Genomic DNA, 20613 nt, shown 5'->3' on the forward strand with positions numbered 1-20613 from the left:
AAGGGTGTGTTTCAAGGCGCCAATTGACGCGTATTGAAACACCCGAACATACGAGCAAAACGAGTTTTATATGACTGACAAAGATGTAAGCAAAGTAAAGCGCAAAGGCACCTTCAAAAGCGCGCCATTGCCAGAAAAAACCTTCAGCGCCGAGCCTTTGAAAGGTGAAGAGCTGGTCAAGGTTGCTGTTGCAGCCCTTGAAGACGTCAAGGCCCAGGACATCCAGGTCATCGACGTGCGTGACAAGCACAGCATCACTGACTTCATGATCATCGCTACCGGTACTTCGAACCGTCAGATCGGCGCGATGCTCGACAAGATCCGCGAAGCGGTGAAGGCTCTGGGCGTCAAGCCGCTGGGCGAAGAAGGCAAGGGCGACAGCGACTGGGTGCTGCTGGACATGGACGACGTGATCGTTCACATGATGACTGCCAGTGCCCGTCAGTTCTACGACCTGGAGCGTCTGTGGGCCGGTGCTGAACAAAGCCGTGCAGGCAGCGCTGCTCACCACAGCCCGGAAAACACCCATGAGCACTTCCTGAAGCTCAACAAAGACCAAGAGTAAGGGTTCGCTGTGCGCCTGCGTTTGATCGCTGTCGGTTCGCGTATGCCCAAGTGGGTGGAAGAAGGCTGGCATGAATATGCCAAGCGTCTGCCATCCGAGCTGGCCCTTGAACTGGTGGAAATTCCGCTCAATACCCGTGGCAAGAATGCCGACGTGGCTCGCTTTATCCGTCAGGAAGGCGAGGCCATGCTGGCCAAGGTCGGCCCGGGCGAGCGGATCGTTACCCTCGAAGTGCACGGCAAGCCGTGGAGTACCGAGCAGCTGGCGGTTGAGCTTGACCGCTGGCGCCTGGATTCGCGCACGGTGAACTTTATGGTCGGTGGCCCGGAAGGGCTGGCGCCGGAAGTCTGCGCCCGCGCCGACCAGCGCTGGTCGCTGTCGCCGTTGACGCTGCCACACCCGTTGGTAAGGATTCTGATCGGTGAGCAGTTGTATCGCGCCTGGACTGTATTGTCCGGGCACCCGTATCACAAATAGCTCAGCGCCCTGAATGTCTCAGCCGATTCGCCTTAAAGACCACGAGAAAGACTCACGCCTTGTGCGCGGACGGGTCGTGGTTGGTGCAATTGTGGTGGTGACACTTATTTGTGTGCTGCTCGTGCGTCTTTATTACCTGCAGGTGGTGCAGTACGACTACCACTCCACCTTGTCGGAAAACAACCGGGTGCATGTGCAGCCGATTCCACCGACCCGGGGTCTGATTTTTGACCGCAATGGCGTGGTTATCGCGGACAACCGTCCCAGCTTCAGCCTGAGCATGACCCGCGAGCGCTCTGGCGACTGGCAGCAAGTGCTCGACGTTATTGTTGAAGTGCTGCAGCTCACCCCTGAAGATCGCGCCCTGTTCGAAAAGCGCATGAAGCAGGGGCGGCGGCCATTTGAGCCGGTGCCCATCCTGTTTGAGCTCAACGAAGAACAGATCGCCCGGATTGCCGTGAACCAGTTCCGCCTGCCCGGCGTTGAAGTGGTTGCGCAGTTGGTGCGCCACTACCCGCAGGGCGCGCATTTTGCGCACTCGGTGGGTTACATGGGGCGGATCAACGAAAAAGAGCTTAAAACCCTCGATCCGGTCAATTACAGCGGCACCCACCATATCGGCAAAACCGGCATCGAGCGTTTCTACGAAGCCGAGCTGCACGGTCAGGTGGGTTACGAAGAAGTCGAGACCAATGCCCGTGGCCGGGTATTGCGCGTACTCAAGCGCACCGACCCGATCCCCGGCAAGGACATCGTGCTCAGCCTCGACATCAAGCTGCAAGAGGCGGCCGAAGAAGCCCTGGCGGGGCGTCGTGGCGCAGTGGTGGCACTGAACCCGATGACGGGCGAAGTGCTGGCCATGGTCAGCCAGCCGAGCTTTGACCCCAACCTGTTCGTCACCGGCATCAGCTTCAAGGCCTATGCCGAGCTGCGAGATTCCATTGACCGACCGCTGTTCAACCGCATCCTGCGCGGCCTGTACCCACCTGGCTCGACGATCAAGCCTGCGGTGGCGATTGCAGGCCTGGACAGCGGCGTGATCACCGGCTCGTCGCGGGTGTATGACCCCGGCTATTACCAGTTGCCCAATTACGATCACAAATACCGTAACTGGAACCGCACCGGTGATGGCTACGTCGATCTGGATACCGCAATCATGCGTTCCAACGACACCTATTTTTATGACCTGGCCCACAAACTGGGCATCGACCGCCTGTCGAGCTACATGAACCAGTTCGGCATCGGCCGCAAGGTCTCGCTGGACATGTTCGAGGAGTCCGCCGGGCTGATGCCGTCCCGCGAATGGAAGCGCGCCACCCGGCGCCAGGCCTGGTTCCCGGGCGAGACGCTGATTCTGGGGATTGGCCAGGGCTATATGCAGTCCACCCCCTTGCAGCTGGCCCAGGCCACCGCGCTGATCGCCAGCAAAGGCAAGTGGATCCGCCCGCACCTGGCCAAGACCATCGAGGGCGTGCCGCCGGTGGATCCGGACCCGGTGCCGGATATCGTCCTGCGTGACCCGTCCAACTGGGCCAAGGTCAACCACGGCATGCAGCAAGTGGTGCATGGCGCGCGCGGCACGGCGCGGGTGGCGGGCGTTGGTGCGCAGTACCTGATTGCCGGCAAGAGCGGTACGGCGCAGGTAGTGGCGATCAAGCAGGGCGAAAAATACGACCGCTCCAAGGTGCAGGAACGTCACCGCGACCACGCCTTGTTCGTCGGCTTTGCGCCGGCCAACAACCCGCAGATTACCGTTTCGGTGATGATTGAAAACGGCGAAGCCGGCAGCCGTGTCGCCTCGCCCGTGGTGCGCAAGGTCATGGATGCCTGGTTGCTGGGTGAAGACGGCAAACTCAAACCCGAGTACGGCGGCCCCGTAAAGGCAGAGGTTCCGGCCAATGATGAGTAATTTCGACCGCATCCTCTCCAGTGAGGATGTGATGCGCCGCCGTGCCACGCTGCTTCAGCGTTTGCATATCGATGGCCCGCTTCTGATCCTGCTTCTGACCCTGGCGGCGGGCAGCCTGTTTGTCCTGTATTCGGCCAGCGGCAAGAGCTGGGACCTGCTGAGCAAGCAGGCAACCTCCTTCGGCATCGGCCTGGTCTCGATGTTTATCATCGCCCAGCTGGAGCCGCGGTTCATGGCGCGCTGGGTGCCGATCGGCTACCTGATCGGGGTGATGTTGCTGGTGGTGGTGGACATCATGGGCCACAACGCAATGGGTGCAACGCGCTGGATCAATATTCCCGGGGTGATCCGCTTTCAGCCCTCGGAGTTCATGAAAATCCTGATGCCCGCGACCATCGCCTGGTATCTGTCCAAGCGCACCCTGCCACCGCAGCTCAAGCATGTGGCGGTCAGCCTGATGCTGATCGGCGTGCCCTTTGCCCTGATCGTGCGTCAGCCGGACCTGGGTACGGCGCTGCTGGTACTGGCGGGGGGGGCGTTCGTGCTGTTTATGGGCGGGTTGCGCTGGCGCTGGATCCTCAGCGTACTGGCCGCCACCGTGCCAGTGGCGATTGCCATGTGGATGTTCGTGATGCACGACTACCAGAAGCAACGCGTGCTGACCTTCCTTGACCCGGAAAGCGACCCGCTGGGCACCGGCTGGAACATTATCCAGTCCAAGGCGGCCATCGGCTCGGGCGGGGTGTTCGGCAAGGGCTGGCTGCTGGGCACTCAATCGCACCTGGACTTCCTGCCTGAAAGCCATACCGACTTCATTATTGCGGTAATGGGCGAAGAGTTCGGCCTGGTGGGTATTTGTGCCTTGCTGCTGATCTACCTGCTGTTGATCGGTCGTGGCCTGGTGATTACCGCCCAGGCCCAGACCCTGTTTGGCAAGTTGCTGGCGGGCAGCCTGACCATGACGTTTTTTGTTTATGTTTTCGTCAACATCGGTATGGTCAGTGGCTTGTTGCCCGTCGTGGGTGTGCCCTTGCCATTTATCAGTTACGGCGGCACTTCCCTCGTGACGTTGTTGTCAGCGTTTGGGGTTTTGATGTCGATTCACACGCATCGCAAGTGGATCGCACAAGTTTGATTAAGGTGAATTATTCAATGCAAGCAATGCGTGGCTGGGCCGCTCGATACGCGCCGTGGGTGGGCCTGCTGGGTCTGTTCGGGGCAGCGCCGGGCGCGCTGGCCGGTGACTACGAAGGCTCGCCCCAAGTGGCCGAGTTCGTCGGTGAAATGACCCGTGACTACGGGTTTGCCGGTGAGCAGCTGATGGGCGTGTTCCGCGAGGCCGAGCGCAAGCAGAGCATCCTCGATGCCATTTCGCGCCCCGCCGAACGCGTCAAGCAGTGGAAAGAGTACGCCCCGATGTTCCTCACCGACGCCCGTGTGGCGCGTGGTGTCGACTTCTGGCGCGAACACGAGGCCGTATTGGCCCGTGCCGAGCAGGAATACGGTGTACCGGCCCAGGTGATTGTATCGATCATCGGCGTTGAAACCTTTTATGGCCGTAATACCGGCAATTACCGGGTGATCGACGCACTGTCGACCCTGGGTTTCGATTACCCGCCCCGCGCCGAGTTCTTCCGCAAAGAGCTGCGTGAATTCCTGTTGCTGGCCCGCGAAGAGCAGGTCGACCCGCTGACCCTCAAGGGTTCCTATGCCGGGGCGATGGGCTTGCCGCAGTTTATGCCCAGCAGCTTCCGTGCTTATGCCGTGGATTTCGACGGGGATGGCCATATCAATATCTGGAGCAACCCGGACGATGCCATTGGCAGCGTTGCCAGCTACTTCAAGCGTCATGGCTGGGTAGGTGGCGAGCCGGTGGTGAGCCGCGCCGATGTGCGCGGTGATCGGGTCGATGAAGGCCTGACCCAGGGTATCGAGCCGGTCAAGACCGTCGGGGAGTTGCGAGCGCTGGGCTGGTCGAGTCATGATGCGTTGCGCGACGACATGCCGGTCACAGCGTTCCGTCTTGAAGGCGCCGACGGCCCTGAATACTGGATGGGCCTGAAGAACTTTTATGCGATCACGCGCTACAACCGAAGCGTGATGTACGCCATGGCAGTGCATCAACTGTCCGATCTGCTGGTTCAAGCACGGGGCAACAAGTAATGCCGTTTCAAGCGATCCGCACACCGTTGAAACTCGCTGCCTGCGCCGCTATTGCGCTGCTGGTGGTGAGCTGTTCGAGCAGCCGCACGCCGCCACAAACGTCGGCGGGCGTCACCTCCAAGCCGGGCCTGGATATCAACCGTGCGCACAAGGACGGCGCGCCGTGGTGGGATGTCGACGTATCGCGCATCCCCGACGCCACGCCGACCCTGCACACCGGCGCGTACAAGGCCGCGCCGTACTCGGTGCTGGGCAAGACCTATTTCCCGCTGCAAGAGTCCAAGACCTATGTGGCCTCGGGCACGGCGTCCTGGTACGGCACCAAGTTTCATGGTCAAAACACCGCCAACGGCGAAGTGTATGACCTGTACGGCATGAGCGCGGCGCACAAGACCCTGCCGTTGCCCAGCTACGTCAAAGTGACCAACCTCGATAACGGCAAGGCCGTGATCCTGCGGGTCAATGACCGTGGCCCGTTTTATTCGGACCGCATCATCGACCTGTCCTACGCCGCTGCCAAAAAGCTCGGCTATGCCGAGACCGGTACGGCCCGGGTCAAGGTTGAAGGCATTGACCCGCAAGCCTGGTGGGCGCAACGTGGGCGCCCTGCGCCATTGATGCTCAATGAGCCGAAAGTGGCCCAGAACACCGCCCCGACCGTGTCGACCGGCAAGGTTGAGCAATGGACACCGCCGGCCCAGCAGCATGCCGCCGATGTGGTGCCAGTGAGCCCGATGGTCAAGGGCCAGGGCACCTATTTGCAAGTAGGCGCCTTTGCCAATCCGGACGCCGCCGAGTTGCTTCGCTCCAAACTCAGTGGCATGGTCAGCACACCCGTATTTATCAGCTCGATTGTGCGCAATCAGCAAACCTTGCACCGCGTGCGCCTGGGGCCTATCGCCTCGGCGGGTGAAGTGGCACAAACGCAAAACAGCGTGCGCCTGGCCAATCTGGGCCAGCCGAGCGTTGTGACGTCGGATCAGTAACATCGAACAAAGCGTTGGGCCGCGAACATTCGCGGCCCAAACGCAGTTGCAGAGGTCAAGAATAAAAGCCCTTCCAGGGGCCGGGACTGCAACTGAATACGCGGCAGTCAGTCAAAAGACTGCCTGTACAGTTTTGCCCGCGAGGGTAAGTTTCCATTAACAACTTCGAGAGACGGATGAACATCACCACCTTTGCCAAACGCCTGTGCCTGCTAGTACCGCTGATCGTCACTCCTGCCGCCTGGGCAGTCGAGATGATGCCGTCGCCGCCGCAACTTGCAGCCAAGTCCTATGTTCTGATGGATGCCAGCAGCGGTAACGTGCTGGTCGAGAACAACGGCGACCAGCGTCTGCCGCCAGCCAGCCTGACCAAGCTGATGACCGCTTACATCGCGACTCTGGAAATCCGTCGTGGCCAGATCGGCGAAAACGACCCGGTTACCGTCAGCGAAAACGCATGGCGCACCGGTGGTTCGCGGATGTTCATCAAGGTCGGCACCCAGGTGTCGGTCAGCGACCTGTTGCACGGCATCATCATCCAGTCGGGTAACGACGCCAGTGTTGCCCTGTCCGAGCACATTGCCGGCAGTGAAGACGCGTTTGCCGACATGATGAACAAGACGGCGGGCGAGTTGGGCATGTCCAACAGCCACTTCATGAACCCGACCGGCTTGCCGAACCCGGATCACTACTCCTCGGCCCACGACATGTCGTTGCTGGCTCGCGCCATCATCCACGAAGACCCGACTCACTACGCGATCTACTCGCAGAAAGAGTTCTTCTGGAACGGTATCAAGCAGCCTAACCGCAACCTGTTGCTGTGGCGTGACAAGACCGTTGACGGTCTGAAAACCGGTCACACCGACGAAGCTGGCTACTGCATGGTGTCTTCGGCTGTACGCGACGGCATGCGCCTGATCGCCGTGGTGTTCGGCACCAACAGCGAAGCCGCCCGAGCGGCCGAGACCCAGAAGCTGCTGACCTACGGTTTCCGTTTCTTCGAAACCCAGACCTTCTACCAGAAGGGCACCGAGCTGGCTCAGGCTCCGGTCTGGAAAGGCACCACCAGCCAGGTTAAAGCCGGTCTGGCGGATGACCTGACCATGACCCTGCCAAAAGGCCAATTGAAAAAGCTGGCCGCAAGCATGACCATGAACCCGCAACTGATGGCCCCTATCGCCAAAGGCGATGTGATCGGCAAGGTTGAGGTCAAACTCGACGACAAGGTTGTGCACAGCGCTGACCTGATCGCGCTTGAGCCTGTCGAGGAAGGTGGAATTTTCCGACGCGTGTGGGATAGCATCCGTCTATTCTTCTACGGGCTGTTCAACTGATTGCACCCACCTGAGTGCCCCCGCGCTTTACCCTGCGCGGGAGCACCTTTGTTGTTCCGGGCTTACGAGGCCAATACGCCATGAGCGATACCGAAGTAAAGGCGCCAAAGATCGAATTTCCCAACGTGGATTACCCGGTTAAGGTAATCAGCGACACGGGTGTGGGCAACAAGGACAAGATCATCGATATCGTCAAGAAGCACGCGACGGTCAACGATGATCGTGTCGATGAACGCCAGAGCACCAACGGCAAGTACACGACGATCCAGTTGCACATCGTGGCAACCGATCAGGATCAGCTCTACAACATCAACAGCGAATTGCGGGCCACCGGCTTCGTACATATGGTGTTGTGATGTCACAGGTCTTGGGTATTCGTGAGCTGGGTCTGCTTGATTACGAGCGCACCTGGCTGGCGATGCAGCGATTCACCGATGAGCGCAAGCTGGTGCCGGACACGCAAGACGAAGTCTGGCTGGTGCAGCATCCGCCGGTGTTTACCCAAGGTCAGGCAGGCAAGGCCGAGCATCTGCTGCTGCCGGGGGACATCCCGGTGGTCAAGTCGGATCGCGGTGGCCAGGTGACTTATCACGGCCCTGGCCAGTTGGTTGCCTACCTGATGCTCGACGTGCGCCGGCTGGGCTATGGCGTGCGTGAGCTGGTCACGCGGATGGAACAGTGCCTGATCGACCTGCTCGCCAGCTATGACGTGAGCGCTGCAGCCAAGGCCGATGCGCCGGGCGTGTATGTCGATGGCGCGAAAATCGCCTCACTGGGCCTGCGGATCCGCAATGGCTGCTCCTTCCACGGTCTGGCCCTGAATGTGGACATGGACCTGGAACCGTTTCGACGGATTAACCCCTGTGGTTATGCAGGGCTGGCGATGACCCAGCTGCGTGATCATGCAGGGCCGATTGAATTTGCCGAGGTAGGTGCCCGGCTGCGCTCGCAGCTCGTCAAACACCTCGACTATGCTGAGCAGACGACCCTGACGGGCGGAATCGATTGATATGACTACTGCGCAAGACGCTGTTCAAACCCTGATCCCAACGCTGGATATCTCAGAACGTGCAGCCCGCGCCAGCGAGGCCCGTTCCAAGGTTGAGACCGGCGTCAAGTTGCGCGGTGCCGAGAAGGTTGCGCGTATCCCGGTAAAGATCATTCCGACCACCGAGTTGCCGAAAAAACCCGACTGGATTCGTGTGCGTATTCCGGTTTCCCCGGAAGTCGACCGCATCAAGTCCCTGCTGCGTAAGCACAAGCTGCATAGCGTGTGCGAAGAAGCCTCCTGCCCGAACCTGGGCGAGTGCTTCTCGGGTGGTACCGCGACCTTCATGATCATGGGTGACATCTGCACCCGTCGTTGCCCGTTCTGCGACGTGGGCCACGGCCGACCGAAGCCACTGGATACCAACGAACCGGAAAGCCTGGCCATTGCCATTGCTGACCTGCGGTTGAAGTATGTGGTGATCACCTCTGTAGACCGCGACGACCTGCGTGACGGCGGTGCCCAGCACTTTGCCGACTGCATCCGCGAGATCCGCAAGCTGTCGCCGGGCGTACTGCTGGAAACCCTGGTGCCGGATTACCGTGGTCGCATGGACGTTGCGCTGGAAATCACCGCCGCCGAGCCGCCAGACGTGTTCAACCACAACCTCGAAACCGTGCCGCGCCTGTACAAGGCTGCGCGTCCGGGTTCCGACTACCAGTGGTCGCTGACCCTGTTGCAGCGCTTCAAGCAGATGATGCCGCACATCCCGACCAAATCCGGCTTGATGCTGGGCCTGGGCGAAACGGACGACGAAGTGATCGAAGTGATGAAGCGCATGCGCGAACATGACATCGACATGTTGACTCTGGGCCAGTACCTGCAACCGTCGCGCAACCACTTGCCGGTCCAGCGTTTCGTACACCCGGACACCTTCGCGTGGTTTGCCGAGGAAGGCTACAAAATGGGCTTTAAAAACGTGGCATCCGGCCCGCTGGTACGTTCTTCGTACCACGCTGATGAACAAGCCAAGCTGGTCAAATCCATGCTGGTGAGTGCCTGACCCCATGACTAACCGGCTCACCGCGCCAGTGTCCTTCAAGGCCCACAGCGCGGTGCCCGCGTTGCCCGCTGGCGGGGTGATCGCCCTGATTGCCCCGGCAGGCCCTGCCGAACTTGACCTGAACCTCGCGACCCAATGGATGCATGCACGCGGCTACCAGCTGCGGGTCTACCCGGGGGTGTGGCAAAGGGAGGGTTATCTTGCCGGTTCTGATGCAGAGCGTTTACGCGACCTGCATGAGGCCTTTGCCGATGACAGCATTGATGCCATTTTCTGCCTGCGCGGCGGCTATGGCAGCCCGCGCTTGCTCGATGGCATCGATTTTGAGCTGTTGCGTCGTCATCCCAAGCCATTTGTCGGCTATAGCGATATCACTGCGTTGCATCTGGCGATCACGCGTTACGCGGGCTTTGTGACCTTTCACGGGCCAATGTTGAACGCTGATCTGCTGGGCAACAAACAACCGCCCACCGAAACTTCATTGCTGCGTATGCTCAGCGGGCAACAGCCGCCTGTGCTGGAGCATCCCGCGGCCTGGCCGTTGACGACCATTGCCCCGGGCTGCGCCAGTGGCCGTTTGCTGGGTGGCAATCTGTCGATGATCTGCGCGGTGATGGGTACGGCGTTTGAACTGGACAGCGAAGACATCATCCTGTTTATCGAAGACGTCAACGAACCGTTGTACCGGGTCGACCGTCTGCTGACGCATTTGCGCCTGGCGGGCAAGCTCGAAAGGTTGCGCGGAGTGCTGGTGGGGGATGTGGCCGGGGTTGATGTCGCGGCGCTGGAGCGGTTGCTCACTCAGGAACTGGGCGGGCTGGGTATTCCGGTGCTGGCCGGTTGGCGCAGCGGGCATTGCGACCCGAACCTGACCTTGCCGATGGGGGCTCAAGTGCGGCTGGATGCTGATCGGCAGTTATTGGTACTAGAGCAGGCAGTGGTCACAGTCAAAACCTGAGCCGTGGGAGCGGGCTTGCTCGCGATGCTATCAACTCGGTATCTCTGACAAAACGAGTCGATGCAATCGCGAGCAAGCCCGCTCCTACAGGCTGAGTCGCGACTCAGCGGTTACGCAAACTCTCCAGCAACTTGTGACTCGGGTAGCCATCGGCTGGCCAGCCCATGGCTTGCTGCGCGCTGCGGATCGCCTTGCGGGTATTGGCGCCAATAATGCCATCCGCATTCCCCGCATCGTAATTGCGCTGGCTCAGCAGCATCTGCAGCTCAACACGCTCCGAGCGGCTCAGCGGACGATCGTCTTTTGGCCAGTCGGCCAAAATGCTCCCGCCACCGCCGAAGCGCTGAGACAACAAGCCCACGGCCAGTGCATAGGACGACGAGTTGTTGTAACGCAGGATGGCGCGGAAGTTGTCCAGCACCAGAAACGCCGGGCCGCGGTAGCCCGCAGGCAGCAGCAGGGTGGCGCTCAACTGCTCTGAGCCGGCGGCGCTGGCGGGTGCCTTGACCCCCAGTTGTTGCCACTCGGCGACACTCTTTTTGACGGCGCCATCAGCCAGTGCGTAATCGAACCCGGCAGGCAACGTCACTTCAAAGCCCCACGGCTGGCCTTGCTTCCAGCCAGAGCTTTGCAGGTAGTGGGCAGTCGAGGCCAGGGCATCAGCCGAGCTGTTCCAGATATCACGACGGCCATCACCATCGAAATCCACGGCGTGGGTTTCATAGGTGGTGGGGATAAACTGGGTCTGACCCATTGCGCCCGCCCACGAGCCGAGCATTTTGTCGGGGCTGATATCGCCTTCCTGAATGATTTTCAGGGCTGCGATCAATTGGCTTTGGGCGAACTCCGGGCGGCGCCCTTCGTAGGCCAGGGTCGCCAGGGAGCGAATAACCGACTTGTTGCCCTGGAACGAACCGAAATTGCTTTCCATGCCCCACACCGAAACCAGTGCCTGGCGATCGACGCCATAACGCTGCTCAATGCGGCTCAGCAGCTCGGCGTTTTGCTCCAGCAAGCGCTGGCCATTGCGCACGCGCAAAGGCGACAGGGCGCCGTCCAGGTATTCCCAGACCGGGCGGCTGAATTCGGGCTGGCTGCGGTCGGCCTTGATCACACTCATGTCTGGTGTAATGCCGGCAAAGGCGTTATCGAATACCTGTGGGTTGATACCGGCCTTGAGTGCCTGGGCGCGGAAATCGGCTTGCCACTCGCTGAAGCTTTGCGCGGGCTGAACAAGGGGGGTATCGCTGCCGGGTGCAGGCGCGCTGGTGATTACCGCAGGTGCCGGAGGTATCACAGGCAGGGTTTGAGCATCGGCTGCAGTCGGTTTCTCAGCGCAGGCGACTAAAAGGATGACGCTGGAAGCAGCGATCAGTTGGCGCATCGGCCAACGGCGTGTATGACGTGAGAGCATGCGCAGGTCCAGGTAATGCAAAACAGAAGCAGACCTTATCATCCCCGCCGTCAGGCAGCCAGAAAGTAAAAAGCCTCCCGGTCTCTCGACTGGAAGGCTTCGCGGCGGTAGCTGCCTTTGCCTTTGGCGGGGCGTTCCTGGCGGCTGCGGAACAGGGGTTGGGCGACGATGGATTTGGCCTTGTTGGGGCGCTTGCTCATGGCATTTGCTCTCGCGTGGTTTGAACAAGCGCAAATCATCGGCCGGTTTTTTCGTATTGTCCACTGGATAGTGATCGGTGGGAGCGGGCTTGCTCGCGATAGCATCAGCGCAATCAGCCTGTCAGGTCGCGGCGCCTGCATCGCGAGCAAGCCCGCTCCCACAGAAAGCAGTGTTTACTCCGCTGGCAAATTCAGCCGTTGCCCACACATCAGCAACGCCAAGCGGCTCAGGCTGCTCCAGGCTGAACCTGCAGCCTGACCCTTGATCTGGGCATCGATACGCTGTGCATCCAGCAGCAATTGCGCCCAGCGCTGGGCTGAATAGCGCTGCAGGGCTTTGCTCATCAGCGGCTTGCGCTTGTCCCACACCGGCGGCCGGGCCTGGCTGAAGGCTTTGTCCAGCGGTGTGCCCTGGCTATATTGCAGCGCTATATTGGCCAGCACCCGCAGCTCACGGGCCAGGGCCCACAGGATCACCGGCGGCTCGACACCTTCACCGCGCAGCCCTTCGAGCATGCGCAGGGCATGGGCAGCCTCGCCGTTCAGTACCGCATCTACGAGCCCAAATACGTCGAAGCGCGCACTGTCGGCTACTGCCGCCTGCACGGTCTCGACCGTGATTTGCCCGTCTTCAGCCATCAACTTGAGCTTTTCGATTTCTTGCGCGGCAGCCAGAAGATTGCCTTCAACCCGCGCGGCTATCAGCTCCACGGCGTCATGGGTGGCTGACAGCCCGGCCTGCGACAAGCGCTGGCGAATCCATTGCGGCAACTGGTTGGCGTCCACCGGCCAGATCTGCACGAACTGGGTTTGCGCGCCTTCAATCAGCGCCTTGCCCCACTTGGTCTTCTGCGCGCTGCCATCGAGCTTGGGCAGGCTGATCAGCAGCAGGGTGTCTTCGGCAGGGCGCGAGCAGTACTCGATCAGCGCCGCAGCACCTTTGTCACCAGGCTTGCCGGAGGGCAGGCGCAGCTCCAACAGGCGTTTTTCGGCAAACAGCGACATGCTGGCACCGGCTTGCAGCAACGTGCCCCAGTCGAAGCTGGCATCGGCGCTGAACACCTGGCGTTCATCGAAACCTTGCTGGCGGGCGGTGCTGCGAATGGCGTCTGCGGCTTCCTGGCACAGCAACGGGTCATCACCGCTGATGATGTAGACCGGCGAGAGCGTGCCTTGCAGATGCTTGGCGAGTTGGGCGGGAGCGAGTTTCATAGGGCCATAACGATAGCGGGGCGCTTGAGCGCCCCGTATGCCTTACTGGTTTTGCAGTTCGAGAGGCGACTGTTGAGGAGTTTCCTCTTGAGCCTTGCGCGCAGCTTCGATGGCGTCGGCTTCAGCCTTGGCTTTCGCTTCGGCTTGCTGCTGCAGTGTTTCCAGCTGGGCCGGGGTCAACTGCTCCAGGCGCAGAACCAGTTGCTGGATCAGGTCGCGACGGATTTCCTTGCGGATCATCACGCCTTCCTGGTTGCTGCCGGCCACGTTGCTGCCGTCCTGCAGGTAAACCTTGTAGGCCTCAACCTTGTTGCTCAGCAGCACCAGATGGTTCTGGCCCTGGATTTCGTAGTTGACCACGCTGTTCAACTGATACTCGGCGGTGCCCGTGTTGCCGGTGTAGCTGGCCGCACGCTGGGTTTCTTTCTCGTCAGTCAGAACCAGCTTGTAGGGGGCGTTTGGCGTGATTTTAACGCCGCTGTTTTCCAGTACCTGACGCAGTTGGCGCACAGTATCGCCGTAGGCGTTACGGGCGCTGACGTCGAGTTCGGTGATCGTCAGCTGGTTGGTGCCGGTGCCGCGCAGCTGAAAGCCGCAGGCGCTCAGCAGAACAGCGAGACCCATCACCAGCAAGTTGCGTTTGATCATGTGTTGCTCCCATTGAAACCAGAGAAGCCGACTGAGCGGCCCTGAAGGTCTTGTTGGGCGCCCGCGCTTGGCACGGGCGCCTGTTCCAATTAGCTGGCGACGATATTGACCAGTTTGCCCGGTACCACGATCACTTTGCGGATCGTCAGGCCTTCGGTAAAGCGCAACACGTTCTCATTGACGCGGGCTGCGGCTTCAACCTCTTCACGGCTGGCGCTGGCTGGCATTTCAATATGCCCGCGCAGTTTGCCGTTTACCTGGATAACCAGTTGCAGGGTGTCTTGAACCAGCGCGCTTTCGTCCAGGGTTGGCCATGCAGCGTCGATGATTGCACCCGCATGCCCCAACTGGTTCCACAGCTCATGGCTGATGTGCGGGGTGATCGGTGCCAGCACCAGGGCAACAGTCTCAAGGCCTTCCTGCAGCAGGGCGCGGTCTTGTTCAGTGGCTTGCGGTGCTTTTTCGAGCACGTTCATCACGGTCATCACCTGGGCGACAGCGGTGTTGAACTTGTGGTGCTGACCAACGTCCTGGCTGGCTTGCTTGATAGCCTGGTGGATGGCGCGGCGGATGACTTTTTGCTCATCGGTCAGGCTGGCGATATCCAGTGCACCCGGCAGGCCCTGGCCTACATGGGCATGGGCCAGGCGCCAGACGCGCTTGAGGAAACGGTGCGAACCTTCAACACCCGAGTCGGACCATTCCAGGCTGGCATCAGGCGGCGAAGCAAACATCATGAACAGGCGGCAGGTGTCTGCGCCGTACTGCTCGATCATGTATTGCGGGTCAACACCGTTGTTCAGCGACTTGGACATTTTCTGCGTGCCGCCGATTTCCACCGGCAGGCCGTCGGTCTTCAGCTTGGCGCCGATGATCTTGGCCTTGGCATCACGTTCGATTTCCACGTCGTCCGGGTTGAAGTAATCCTTGCCACCGTTGTCCAGCGTACGGAAGTAAGTCTCGGCGATCACCATGCCCTGGGTCAGCAGGTTCTTGAACGGCTCGTTGGAGCTGACCAGGCCTTCGTCACGCATCAGCTTGTGGAAGAAGCGCGCGTACAGCAGGTGCAAAATGGCGTGTTCGATACCGCCGATGTACTGATCGACCGGCAACCAGTGGTCTGCCGCCGATTTTTCGACCAGACCGCCTTCATAGTGCGGCGAGGCGTAACGGGCGTAATACCACGAGGACTCGACGAAGGTGTCCATCGTGTCGGTTTCGCGTTTGGCCGGTGCGCCGCATTTAGGGCAGCTGCACTCGTAGAATTCAGGCATGCGTGCCAGTGGCGAACCGGCGCCATCGGGCACGACATCTTCTGGCAAGACCACTGGCAGCTGGGCTTCAGGCACCGGCACGTCGCCGCACGTATCGCAATGCACGATCGGGATCGGGCAGCCCCAGTAGCGTTGACGGCTGATGCCCCAGTCGCGCAGGCGGAACTGTGTGCGCGCCTGGCCAAGGCCTTTGGCGGTCAGGGCGGCTTCGATGGCGGCGAAGGCAGCGTCGAAATCCAGGCCGTCAAATTCGCCGGAGTTGATCAGCGGGCCGTGCTCGTTGTAAGCGTCCTGCCAGGGAGCAGGTGACTCGTCGCCAGCACTGGTGCGCACAACCGGCTTGATTGGCAGGTTGTACTTGGTGGCGAATTCGAAATCGCGTTCGTCGTGTGCCGGTACCGCCATTACTGCGCCGTCGCCGTAATGCATCAGCACATAGTTGGCGACCCAGACCGGAAGTTTTTCGCCGGTCAGCGGGTGCTCGACGAACAGCGAGGTCGGCAGGCCCATTTTTTCCTGGGTGGCCATGTCGGCTTCAGCCACGCTGCCGCCCTTGCACTGGGCGATAAACGCCTGCAGCTCAGGGTTGCCCTGCGCGGCCTGGGTGGCGAGCGGGTGCTCGGCAGCCACGGCGACGTAGGTAGCGCCCATCAGGGTGTCGGGGCGAGTTGTGAAGACCTTGAGTGCGCCCGCTGCGCCGATGGACTCGACGTTGTAAGGGAACTGCACTTCCATGCCGCGGGATTTGCCGATCCAGTTGCGCTGCATGGTTTTGACCTGCTCGGGCCAGCCCGGCATGTCGTCGAGGCTTTCAAGCAGTTCATCCGCGTAAGCGGTGATCTTGAAGTAGTACATCGGGATTTCGCGTTTTTCGATCACCGCGCCCGAACGCCAGCCACGGCCGTCGATCACTTGCTCGTTGGCCAGAACGGTCTGGTCTACCGGGTCCCAGTTAACGGTACCGTTCTTGCGGTAGATCACACCTTTTTCGAACAGGCGGGTGAACAGCCATTGTTCCCAACGGTAGTAATCCGGCTTGCAGGTGGTGATTTCGCGGGACCAGTCAACGGCCAGACCCAGGCTGCGCAGCTGGGTTTTCATGTAGGCGATGTTTTCGTAGGTCCACTTGGCCGGCGCGACCTTGTTTTTCATCGCGGCGTTTTCGGCCGGCATGCCGAAGGCGTCCCAGCCCATCGGCTGCAAAACGTTCTTGCCAAGCATGCGCTGGTAACGGGAGATCACGTCACCGATGGTGTAGTTGCGCACGTGCCCCATGTGTAGCTTGCCGCTTGGGTACGGGAACATCGATAGGCAGTAGAACGTCTCTTTGCCTAGATCTTCGCTGACTTCGAAGGACTTTTGGTTGTCCCAGAATGATTGGGCGGCGGCTTCTATTTCACGGGGCTGATATTGTTCGTGCATGGCTACTTGTACTGATAAAGGGTGGCCTAATCCTCTTCAACATAGACCGGCGACAGTGTTGCCCGGTCAGGTTGGAGCAGGGGTTACAGGAAGTCCCGTAGCATACATGACCCCGCTCTATCGAGGGAAACCCTGATTGCCTCATCACTCCGTTGGTCGCAGCAGCACGCCGCTTTTAGATGCGCAGCTAAGCTCTCCTTTGGGGGAGATTCATTTCCTTAAATGAGGTGGACGGATGGCAGAGTTGCAACGCAGCGTAGCAACATCGCAAGTGTATGAGCGGCTGATTGATCGTTTAAGTATGGCTCTTGATTCAGCAAAGACGGCTGTCGTATTGCGAGATGAACGCCCAGTCGAATTGGAATTGCGAGGCTTGAGTCATGCCGAGCTGGAGTTGATCAACCTCTATTTGAACCGGATCGGGCGTGAGGCAGTCAAACGCTCGCAAGGCAGCGTGAACATGCAGGATGCCCCCAGAGCCAAGGTCATCTGGCTCAAAGACAGGGTGCAGGGAGCTTAGGCCATACGGCGAATCAGGCCCGGCCTTTAACAAAAGCCGTATCAAAACAGGTCGTACCCCGGGTTGATGCATCACGCGTTTGTGTTTGGGTTTCTCACCTGCGTTATTGATGCGCTCACTCAACCCCCTTAGGCTTCGGGCATCTTTGGAGATGCTCGATGCCTATTCGATATTTTTTTAAACAACTTCTATTGCCTCCCGGCATTTTGATCTTGCTCCTGGTGCTTGCCTGGTGGCTGCGGCGTTCGCGTCCGCGTGTGGCGGGCGTGCTGTTTGCCCTGGGGCTGGGCGGTTTCTGGCTGATGAGCTTGCCGGTAATGGTGGAATGGGGCGCCCGGGTGCTGGAGCGCGAGCCGCCGCTGGCGCAGAGCGAGTGGTCGACGTTGGCCCGGCGTGCCGATGCCATTGTAGTGTTGGGTTCGGGGCGTGAGCGGGGTGATCCGGCCTGGGGCAGTGATCAGCCGACGGGCATTGGTCTTGAGCGCCAGCGTTATGCCGCGCGACTGGCCAAGGCCTCGGGCTTGCCGGTACTGACGACTGGAGGTTTGCACTACGGCTCGCCGCCCAGTGAAGCGCAGTTGATGGCGGACTCTTTGCGTGATGACTTCGGCGTGCAAGTACGCTGGAAAGAAGAACAAAGCCGTACTACCTGGGAAAACGCCAAAATGACCGCCGACATTCTGCTGCCGCTGGGGATCAAACGCGTAGTCGTGGTGACTCACGGCTGGCATATGCCGCGTTCGGTCTGGAGTTTTGAAAAGGCTGGTTTTGAAGTGGTGCCGGCGCCGGTGGGCTTTTTCAGTGCCGACAACGCGCGGCCGCTGGGGGGCTGGATGCCGGAGTACAAAGCGTTCTGGCAGTCCGGGTTGTTGATCAATGAGGCGGTGGGGCAGATTGCCTATCCGTTGTTTTATCGCTAGTTAAGTCGATGAACTCATGTGGGAGCGGGCTTGCTCGCGATGCAGGCGGCGCGGTCTGACAGGCAAACCGCGCTGCTGCCATCGCAGGCAAGCCAGCTCCCACAGGTTTTGCGGCGCCCACACAGTCCGAACCCGCAGGGAACAGTGTGGGTGCAGGTGGCTGGCTTAGACCGTCTTGGCAATCCGGCTGGTGACCAGCGCCCAGCCAATCAGCAAGACACACAGGATGATCAGCGGCCAGGAGCGCCATTGCAGGTAAGGCGTGAGGTCATGCATGGGCACCACTTCGCCATACAGGATGCCTTGCTCGAACTGCGGAATCTGCGTGGTGATTTGCCCAAACGGGTCGATCAGTGCCGTGACCCCGTTGTTGGTGGCCCGAATCATCCAGCGCCCGGCTTCCAGGGCGCGCATCTGCGCCATTTGCAGATGCTGCAGCGGCCCGATCGAGGTGCCGAACCAGGTGTCGTTGCTGATGGTCAGCAGGATGTCACTCTGGGCCGCAAGCCCGGCGACGAAGTCCGGGTACACCACCTCATAGCAAATTAATGGCGCGATCTGATAACCCTTGGCCTGCAACATCGCCTGGTCGGCGGGGCCGCGGGCAAAGTCCGACATTGGCAGGTCAAAAAATGCGATCAGGCCGCGCAGTACATCCTGCAGCGGCACGTATTCGCCAAACGGCACCAGCTTTTGTTTCAGGTAAACCCCGTCGCCCTGGCCTACGGCCGTGATGCCGTTGAAGTAGCGCGGTTCATGGCGCACTTCCTGGCGGATCGGCACGCCGGTAATCAGCGCGGAATTCCGGTCGGCGGCAAAGCGCCCCATCATGCTCAAAAAGCCTTCAGCGTTCTCCTTGAGCACGGGGACGGCGGTTTCTGGCCATACAATCAGGTCTACACGCTTTGAACTGAACGTCATGTCGCGGTACAGGGCCAGCTGTGCATTGACCTGCGCCGGGTCCCATTTCATGCTTTGTTCGATATTGCCCTGGATCGCCGCCACACTCAGCGGGTCACCCGATGGGCTGGTCCAGGCGTGGTGCTTGAGTGCCTGGCCGATAACCCAGGGGCCGATCAGCAAGATCACGCCTGCGGCGACAAAAGCCTTGCGTCTGGCCTTGATCAGGCGTGGCAGATTGCACAGCAGGGCTGCGCTCAGGGCCAGGGCAAACGAAATCAGCCACATGCCGCCCAATGGCGCGAGCCCGGCCAGCGGGCCGTCGAGCTGGCTGTAGCCGGAGTACAGCCACGGAAAACCGGTGAGGAACCAGCCGCGGAAGGCCTCTTGAGCGACCCACAGCGCAGCAAATGCCAGGGTGTCGGCCAGCGGTGCTTCGTTGCGGCGGATCCAGCGTGCCCATAGCCAGGCGGGCAGGGCAAAGAACCAGGCAATGGCTGCGGTGAACAACAGCATCAGGAAGCCGGCCAGCAGCACAGAAGCGCCGCCGAAGTGGTGGATGCTGTAGTAGATCCAGCTGGTGCCCGCGCCGAACAGGCCAAAACCGAAGCACCAGCCACGGCCCAGGGCTTGTTTTGGCGACAGGTCGCGCAAACCGAGATAGAACAGAGCCAGGGCCACCAGTGCCAATGGCCAGATATCGAAGGGGGCCAACGCCAGGGTTGTCAGTGCGCCGGCCACCACGGCCAGCAAGTTACCGGGCCAGCCGGGGGAGGTTATCCAGCGCATTTCAATCCTTGGTGTTGAGGTTTAGCGGGCAATAGGCGTGAGACGAATCAAATGAATCCGGCGGCTGTCAGCATTGAGGATGCGGAAGCGGTAAGGGCCGATTTCAGTGGTTTCGTTGCGTTTTGGCAAGTGCCCGAATGCACTCATGACCAGGCCACCCACGGTGTCGAACTCGTCGTCGGAGAATTCGGTATCGAAGAACTCGTTGAAGTTTTCGATCGGGGTCAGTGCCTTGATCAGGAAGTCACCGCTGGGCAGCGGCTTGATATAGCTGTCTTCCTCGACATCGTGTTCGTCTTCGATATCGCCGACGATCTGCTCCAGAACGTCTTCAATCGTCACCAGACCCGCCACACCGCCGTATTCGTCGATCACGATGGCCATGTGGTTGTGGTTGGCACGGAACTCGCGCAGCAACACGTTAAGGCGCTTGGACTCGGGAACAAATGTCGCCGGACGCAGCAAATCCTTGATGTTGTACTTGTCGCCGTTCTCTTGAAGGATCAGCGGCAGCAGGTCTTTGGCCAGCAGGACGCCGAGGACGTCGTCGTGGCTTTCGCCGATCACCGGGTAGCGCGAGTGCGCCGCATCGATGATCGCCGGGAGAAATTCGCGGGGGGTCTGGGTCGCCTTGATGCTGATCATCTGCGAGCGCGGAACCATGATGTCCCGGACCTGCAGGTCAGCCACTTGAATGGCGCCTTCGACGATGGCCAGCGCTTCACTGTCCAACAGTTTGTTCTGATGTGCTTCGCGCAGCAGCTCAAGCAGCTCCTGGCGGTTTTTCGGCTCATGGGCAAAGGCCTGGGTCAGCTTACCTAACCATGACTTTTGCCCGTTGCTCGATCGGTCTTCGCTCATAGCGATTTAC

The 20613-nt window shown here is 60.3% G+C and carries 20 protein-coding genes; 13 read left to right on the forward strand and 7 right to left on the reverse strand.

What is annotated here, in order from left to right:
- Positions 1 to 70: 70 nt before the first annotated feature.
- From rsfS to BLU25_RS17870, 11 genes are all read left to right on the forward strand, one after another.
- Entirely contained in the window at positions 71 to 565 is a 495-nt protein-coding gene (gene rsfS, locus BLU25_RS17820; RefSeq protein ID WP_016779261.1) for a ribosome silencing factor, read from the forward strand.
- 9 nt (positions 566 to 574) lie between these two features.
- Positions 575 to 1042, forward strand: coding sequence for a 23S rRNA (pseudouridine(1915)-N(3))-methyltransferase RlmH (gene rlmH, locus BLU25_RS17825; protein ID WP_003444191.1), 468 nt, complete (start codon positions 575 to 577; stop codon positions 1040 to 1042).
- A gap of 13 nt (positions 1043 to 1055) precedes the next feature.
- Positions 1056 to 2951: a penicillin-binding protein 2 gene (gene mrdA, locus BLU25_RS17830; RefSeq protein WP_029611206.1), complete on the forward strand. Its 1896-nt coding sequence runs from the start codon at positions 1056 to 1058 to the stop codon at positions 2949 to 2951.
- A gap of 31 nt (positions 2952 to 2982) precedes the next feature.
- Positions 2983 to 4086 (forward strand): rod shape-determining protein RodA, encoded by a 1104-nt coding sequence (gene rodA, locus BLU25_RS17835; protein ID WP_162939404.1) that lies wholly within the window; start codon positions 2983 to 2985, stop codon positions 4084 to 4086.
- A gap of 17 nt (positions 4087 to 4103) precedes the next feature.
- Positions 4104 to 5114 (forward strand): lytic murein transglycosylase B, encoded by a 1011-nt coding sequence (gene mltB, locus BLU25_RS17840; RefSeq protein WP_083369755.1) that lies wholly within the window; start codon positions 4104 to 4106, stop codon positions 5112 to 5114.
- The gene (locus BLU25_RS17845; protein WP_016779264.1) at positions 5114 to 6100 is read left to right on the forward strand and encodes a septal ring lytic transglycosylase RlpA family protein; all 987 of its coding nucleotides are present in this window, start codon (positions 5114 to 5116) and stop codon (positions 6098 to 6100) included. The genes mltB and BLU25_RS17845 overlap by 1 nt, the downstream gene beginning before the upstream one ends.
- 176 nt (positions 6101 to 6276) lie before the next feature.
- Positions 6277 to 7434 (forward strand): D-alanyl-D-alanine carboxypeptidase family protein, encoded by a 1158-nt coding sequence (locus tag BLU25_RS17850; RefSeq protein WP_016779265.1) that lies wholly within the window; start codon positions 6277 to 6279, stop codon positions 7432 to 7434.
- A gap of 80 nt (positions 7435 to 7514) precedes the next feature.
- On the forward strand, positions 7515 to 7790 hold the full coding sequence (locus BLU25_RS17855) for a DUF493 domain-containing protein (RefSeq protein ID WP_016779266.1): 276 nt from the start codon (positions 7515 to 7517) through the stop codon (positions 7788 to 7790).
- Positions 7790 to 8443 (forward strand): lipoyl(octanoyl) transferase LipB, encoded by a 654-nt coding sequence (lipB, locus tag BLU25_RS17860; RefSeq protein ID WP_016779267.1) that lies wholly within the window; start codon positions 7790 to 7792, stop codon positions 8441 to 8443. The genes BLU25_RS17855 and lipB overlap by 1 nt, the downstream gene beginning before the upstream one ends.
- 1 nt (position 8444) lies before the next feature.
- Positions 8445 to 9485: a lipoyl synthase gene (gene lipA / locus BLU25_RS17865; protein WP_016779268.1), complete on the forward strand. Its 1041-nt coding sequence runs from the start codon at positions 8445 to 8447 to the stop codon at positions 9483 to 9485.
- 4 nt (positions 9486 to 9489) lie between these two features.
- The gene (locus BLU25_RS17870) at positions 9490 to 10443 is read left to right on the forward strand and encodes a S66 peptidase family protein (RefSeq protein ID WP_016779269.1); all 954 of its coding nucleotides are present in this window, start codon (positions 9490 to 9492) and stop codon (positions 10441 to 10443) included.
- A 103-nt stretch (positions 10444 to 10546) separates the two neighbouring features.
- Here the strand turns inward: BLU25_RS17870 and BLU25_RS17875 are convergent, their stop codons facing one another.
- The 5 genes from BLU25_RS17875 to leuS form a co-directional block, all read right to left on the reverse strand.
- Positions 10547 to 11857 (reverse strand): lytic murein transglycosylase, encoded by a 1311-nt coding sequence (locus BLU25_RS17875; RefSeq protein WP_016779270.1) that lies wholly within the window; start codon positions 11855 to 11857, stop codon positions 10547 to 10549.
- A 50-nt stretch (positions 11858 to 11907) separates the two neighbouring features.
- Positions 11908 to 12057 carry an alternative ribosome rescue factor ArfA gene (gene arfA, locus BLU25_RS17880; RefSeq protein WP_003444166.1) on the reverse strand — a complete coding sequence of 50 codons (150 nt, stop codon included), beginning with the start codon at positions 12055 to 12057 and terminating at the stop codon, positions 11908 to 11910.
- 174 nt (positions 12058 to 12231) lie between these two features.
- Complete coding sequence (gene holA, locus BLU25_RS17885) at positions 12232 to 13269, reverse strand: DNA polymerase III subunit delta (protein WP_016779271.1); 1038 nt, start codon at positions 13267 to 13269, stop codon at positions 12232 to 12234.
- A gap of 42 nt (positions 13270 to 13311) precedes the next feature.
- Positions 13312 to 13917, reverse strand: a complete 606-nt coding sequence (locus BLU25_RS17890) for an LPS-assembly lipoprotein LptE (protein WP_016779272.1) — start codon at positions 13915 to 13917, stop codon at positions 13312 to 13314.
- Between the two features lie 89 nt (positions 13918 to 14006).
- Positions 14007 to 16613 (reverse strand): leucine--tRNA ligase, encoded by a 2607-nt coding sequence (gene leuS / locus BLU25_RS17895; RefSeq protein WP_083369756.1) that lies wholly within the window; start codon positions 16611 to 16613, stop codon positions 14007 to 14009.
- Positions 16614 to 16848: 235 nt separating this feature from the next.
- Here leuS and BLU25_RS17900 point away from each other — a divergent pair, with 235 nt between their 5' ends.
- Positions 16849 to 17133: a hypothetical protein gene (locus tag BLU25_RS17900; RefSeq protein ID WP_016779274.1), complete on the forward strand. Its 285-nt coding sequence runs from the start codon at positions 16849 to 16851 to the stop codon at positions 17131 to 17133.
- Between the two features lie 158 nt (positions 17134 to 17291).
- Positions 17292 to 18053 carry a YdcF family protein gene (locus tag BLU25_RS17905; RefSeq protein ID WP_016779275.1) on the forward strand — a complete coding sequence of 254 codons (762 nt, stop codon included), beginning with the start codon at positions 17292 to 17294 and terminating at the stop codon, positions 18051 to 18053.
- 165 nt (positions 18054 to 18218) lie between these two features.
- Here BLU25_RS17905 and lnt read toward each other — a convergent pair whose 3' ends face one another.
- The gene (lnt, locus tag BLU25_RS17910; RefSeq protein ID WP_016779276.1) at positions 18219 to 19742 is read right to left on the reverse strand and encodes an apolipoprotein N-acyltransferase; all 1524 of its coding nucleotides are present in this window, start codon (positions 19740 to 19742) and stop codon (positions 18219 to 18221) included.
- Positions 19743 to 19763: 21 nt separating this feature from the next.
- On the reverse strand, positions 19764 to 20603 hold the full coding sequence (locus BLU25_RS17915; protein WP_016779277.1) for an HlyC/CorC family transporter: 840 nt from the start codon (positions 20601 to 20603) through the stop codon (positions 19764 to 19766).
- Positions 20604 to 20613: the final 10 nt, after the last annotated feature.

The organism is Pseudomonas fragi, from assembly GCF_900105835.1.
Taxonomy (GTDB): domain Bacteria; phylum Pseudomonadota; class Gammaproteobacteria; order Pseudomonadales; family Pseudomonadaceae; genus Aquipseudomonas; species Aquipseudomonas fragi.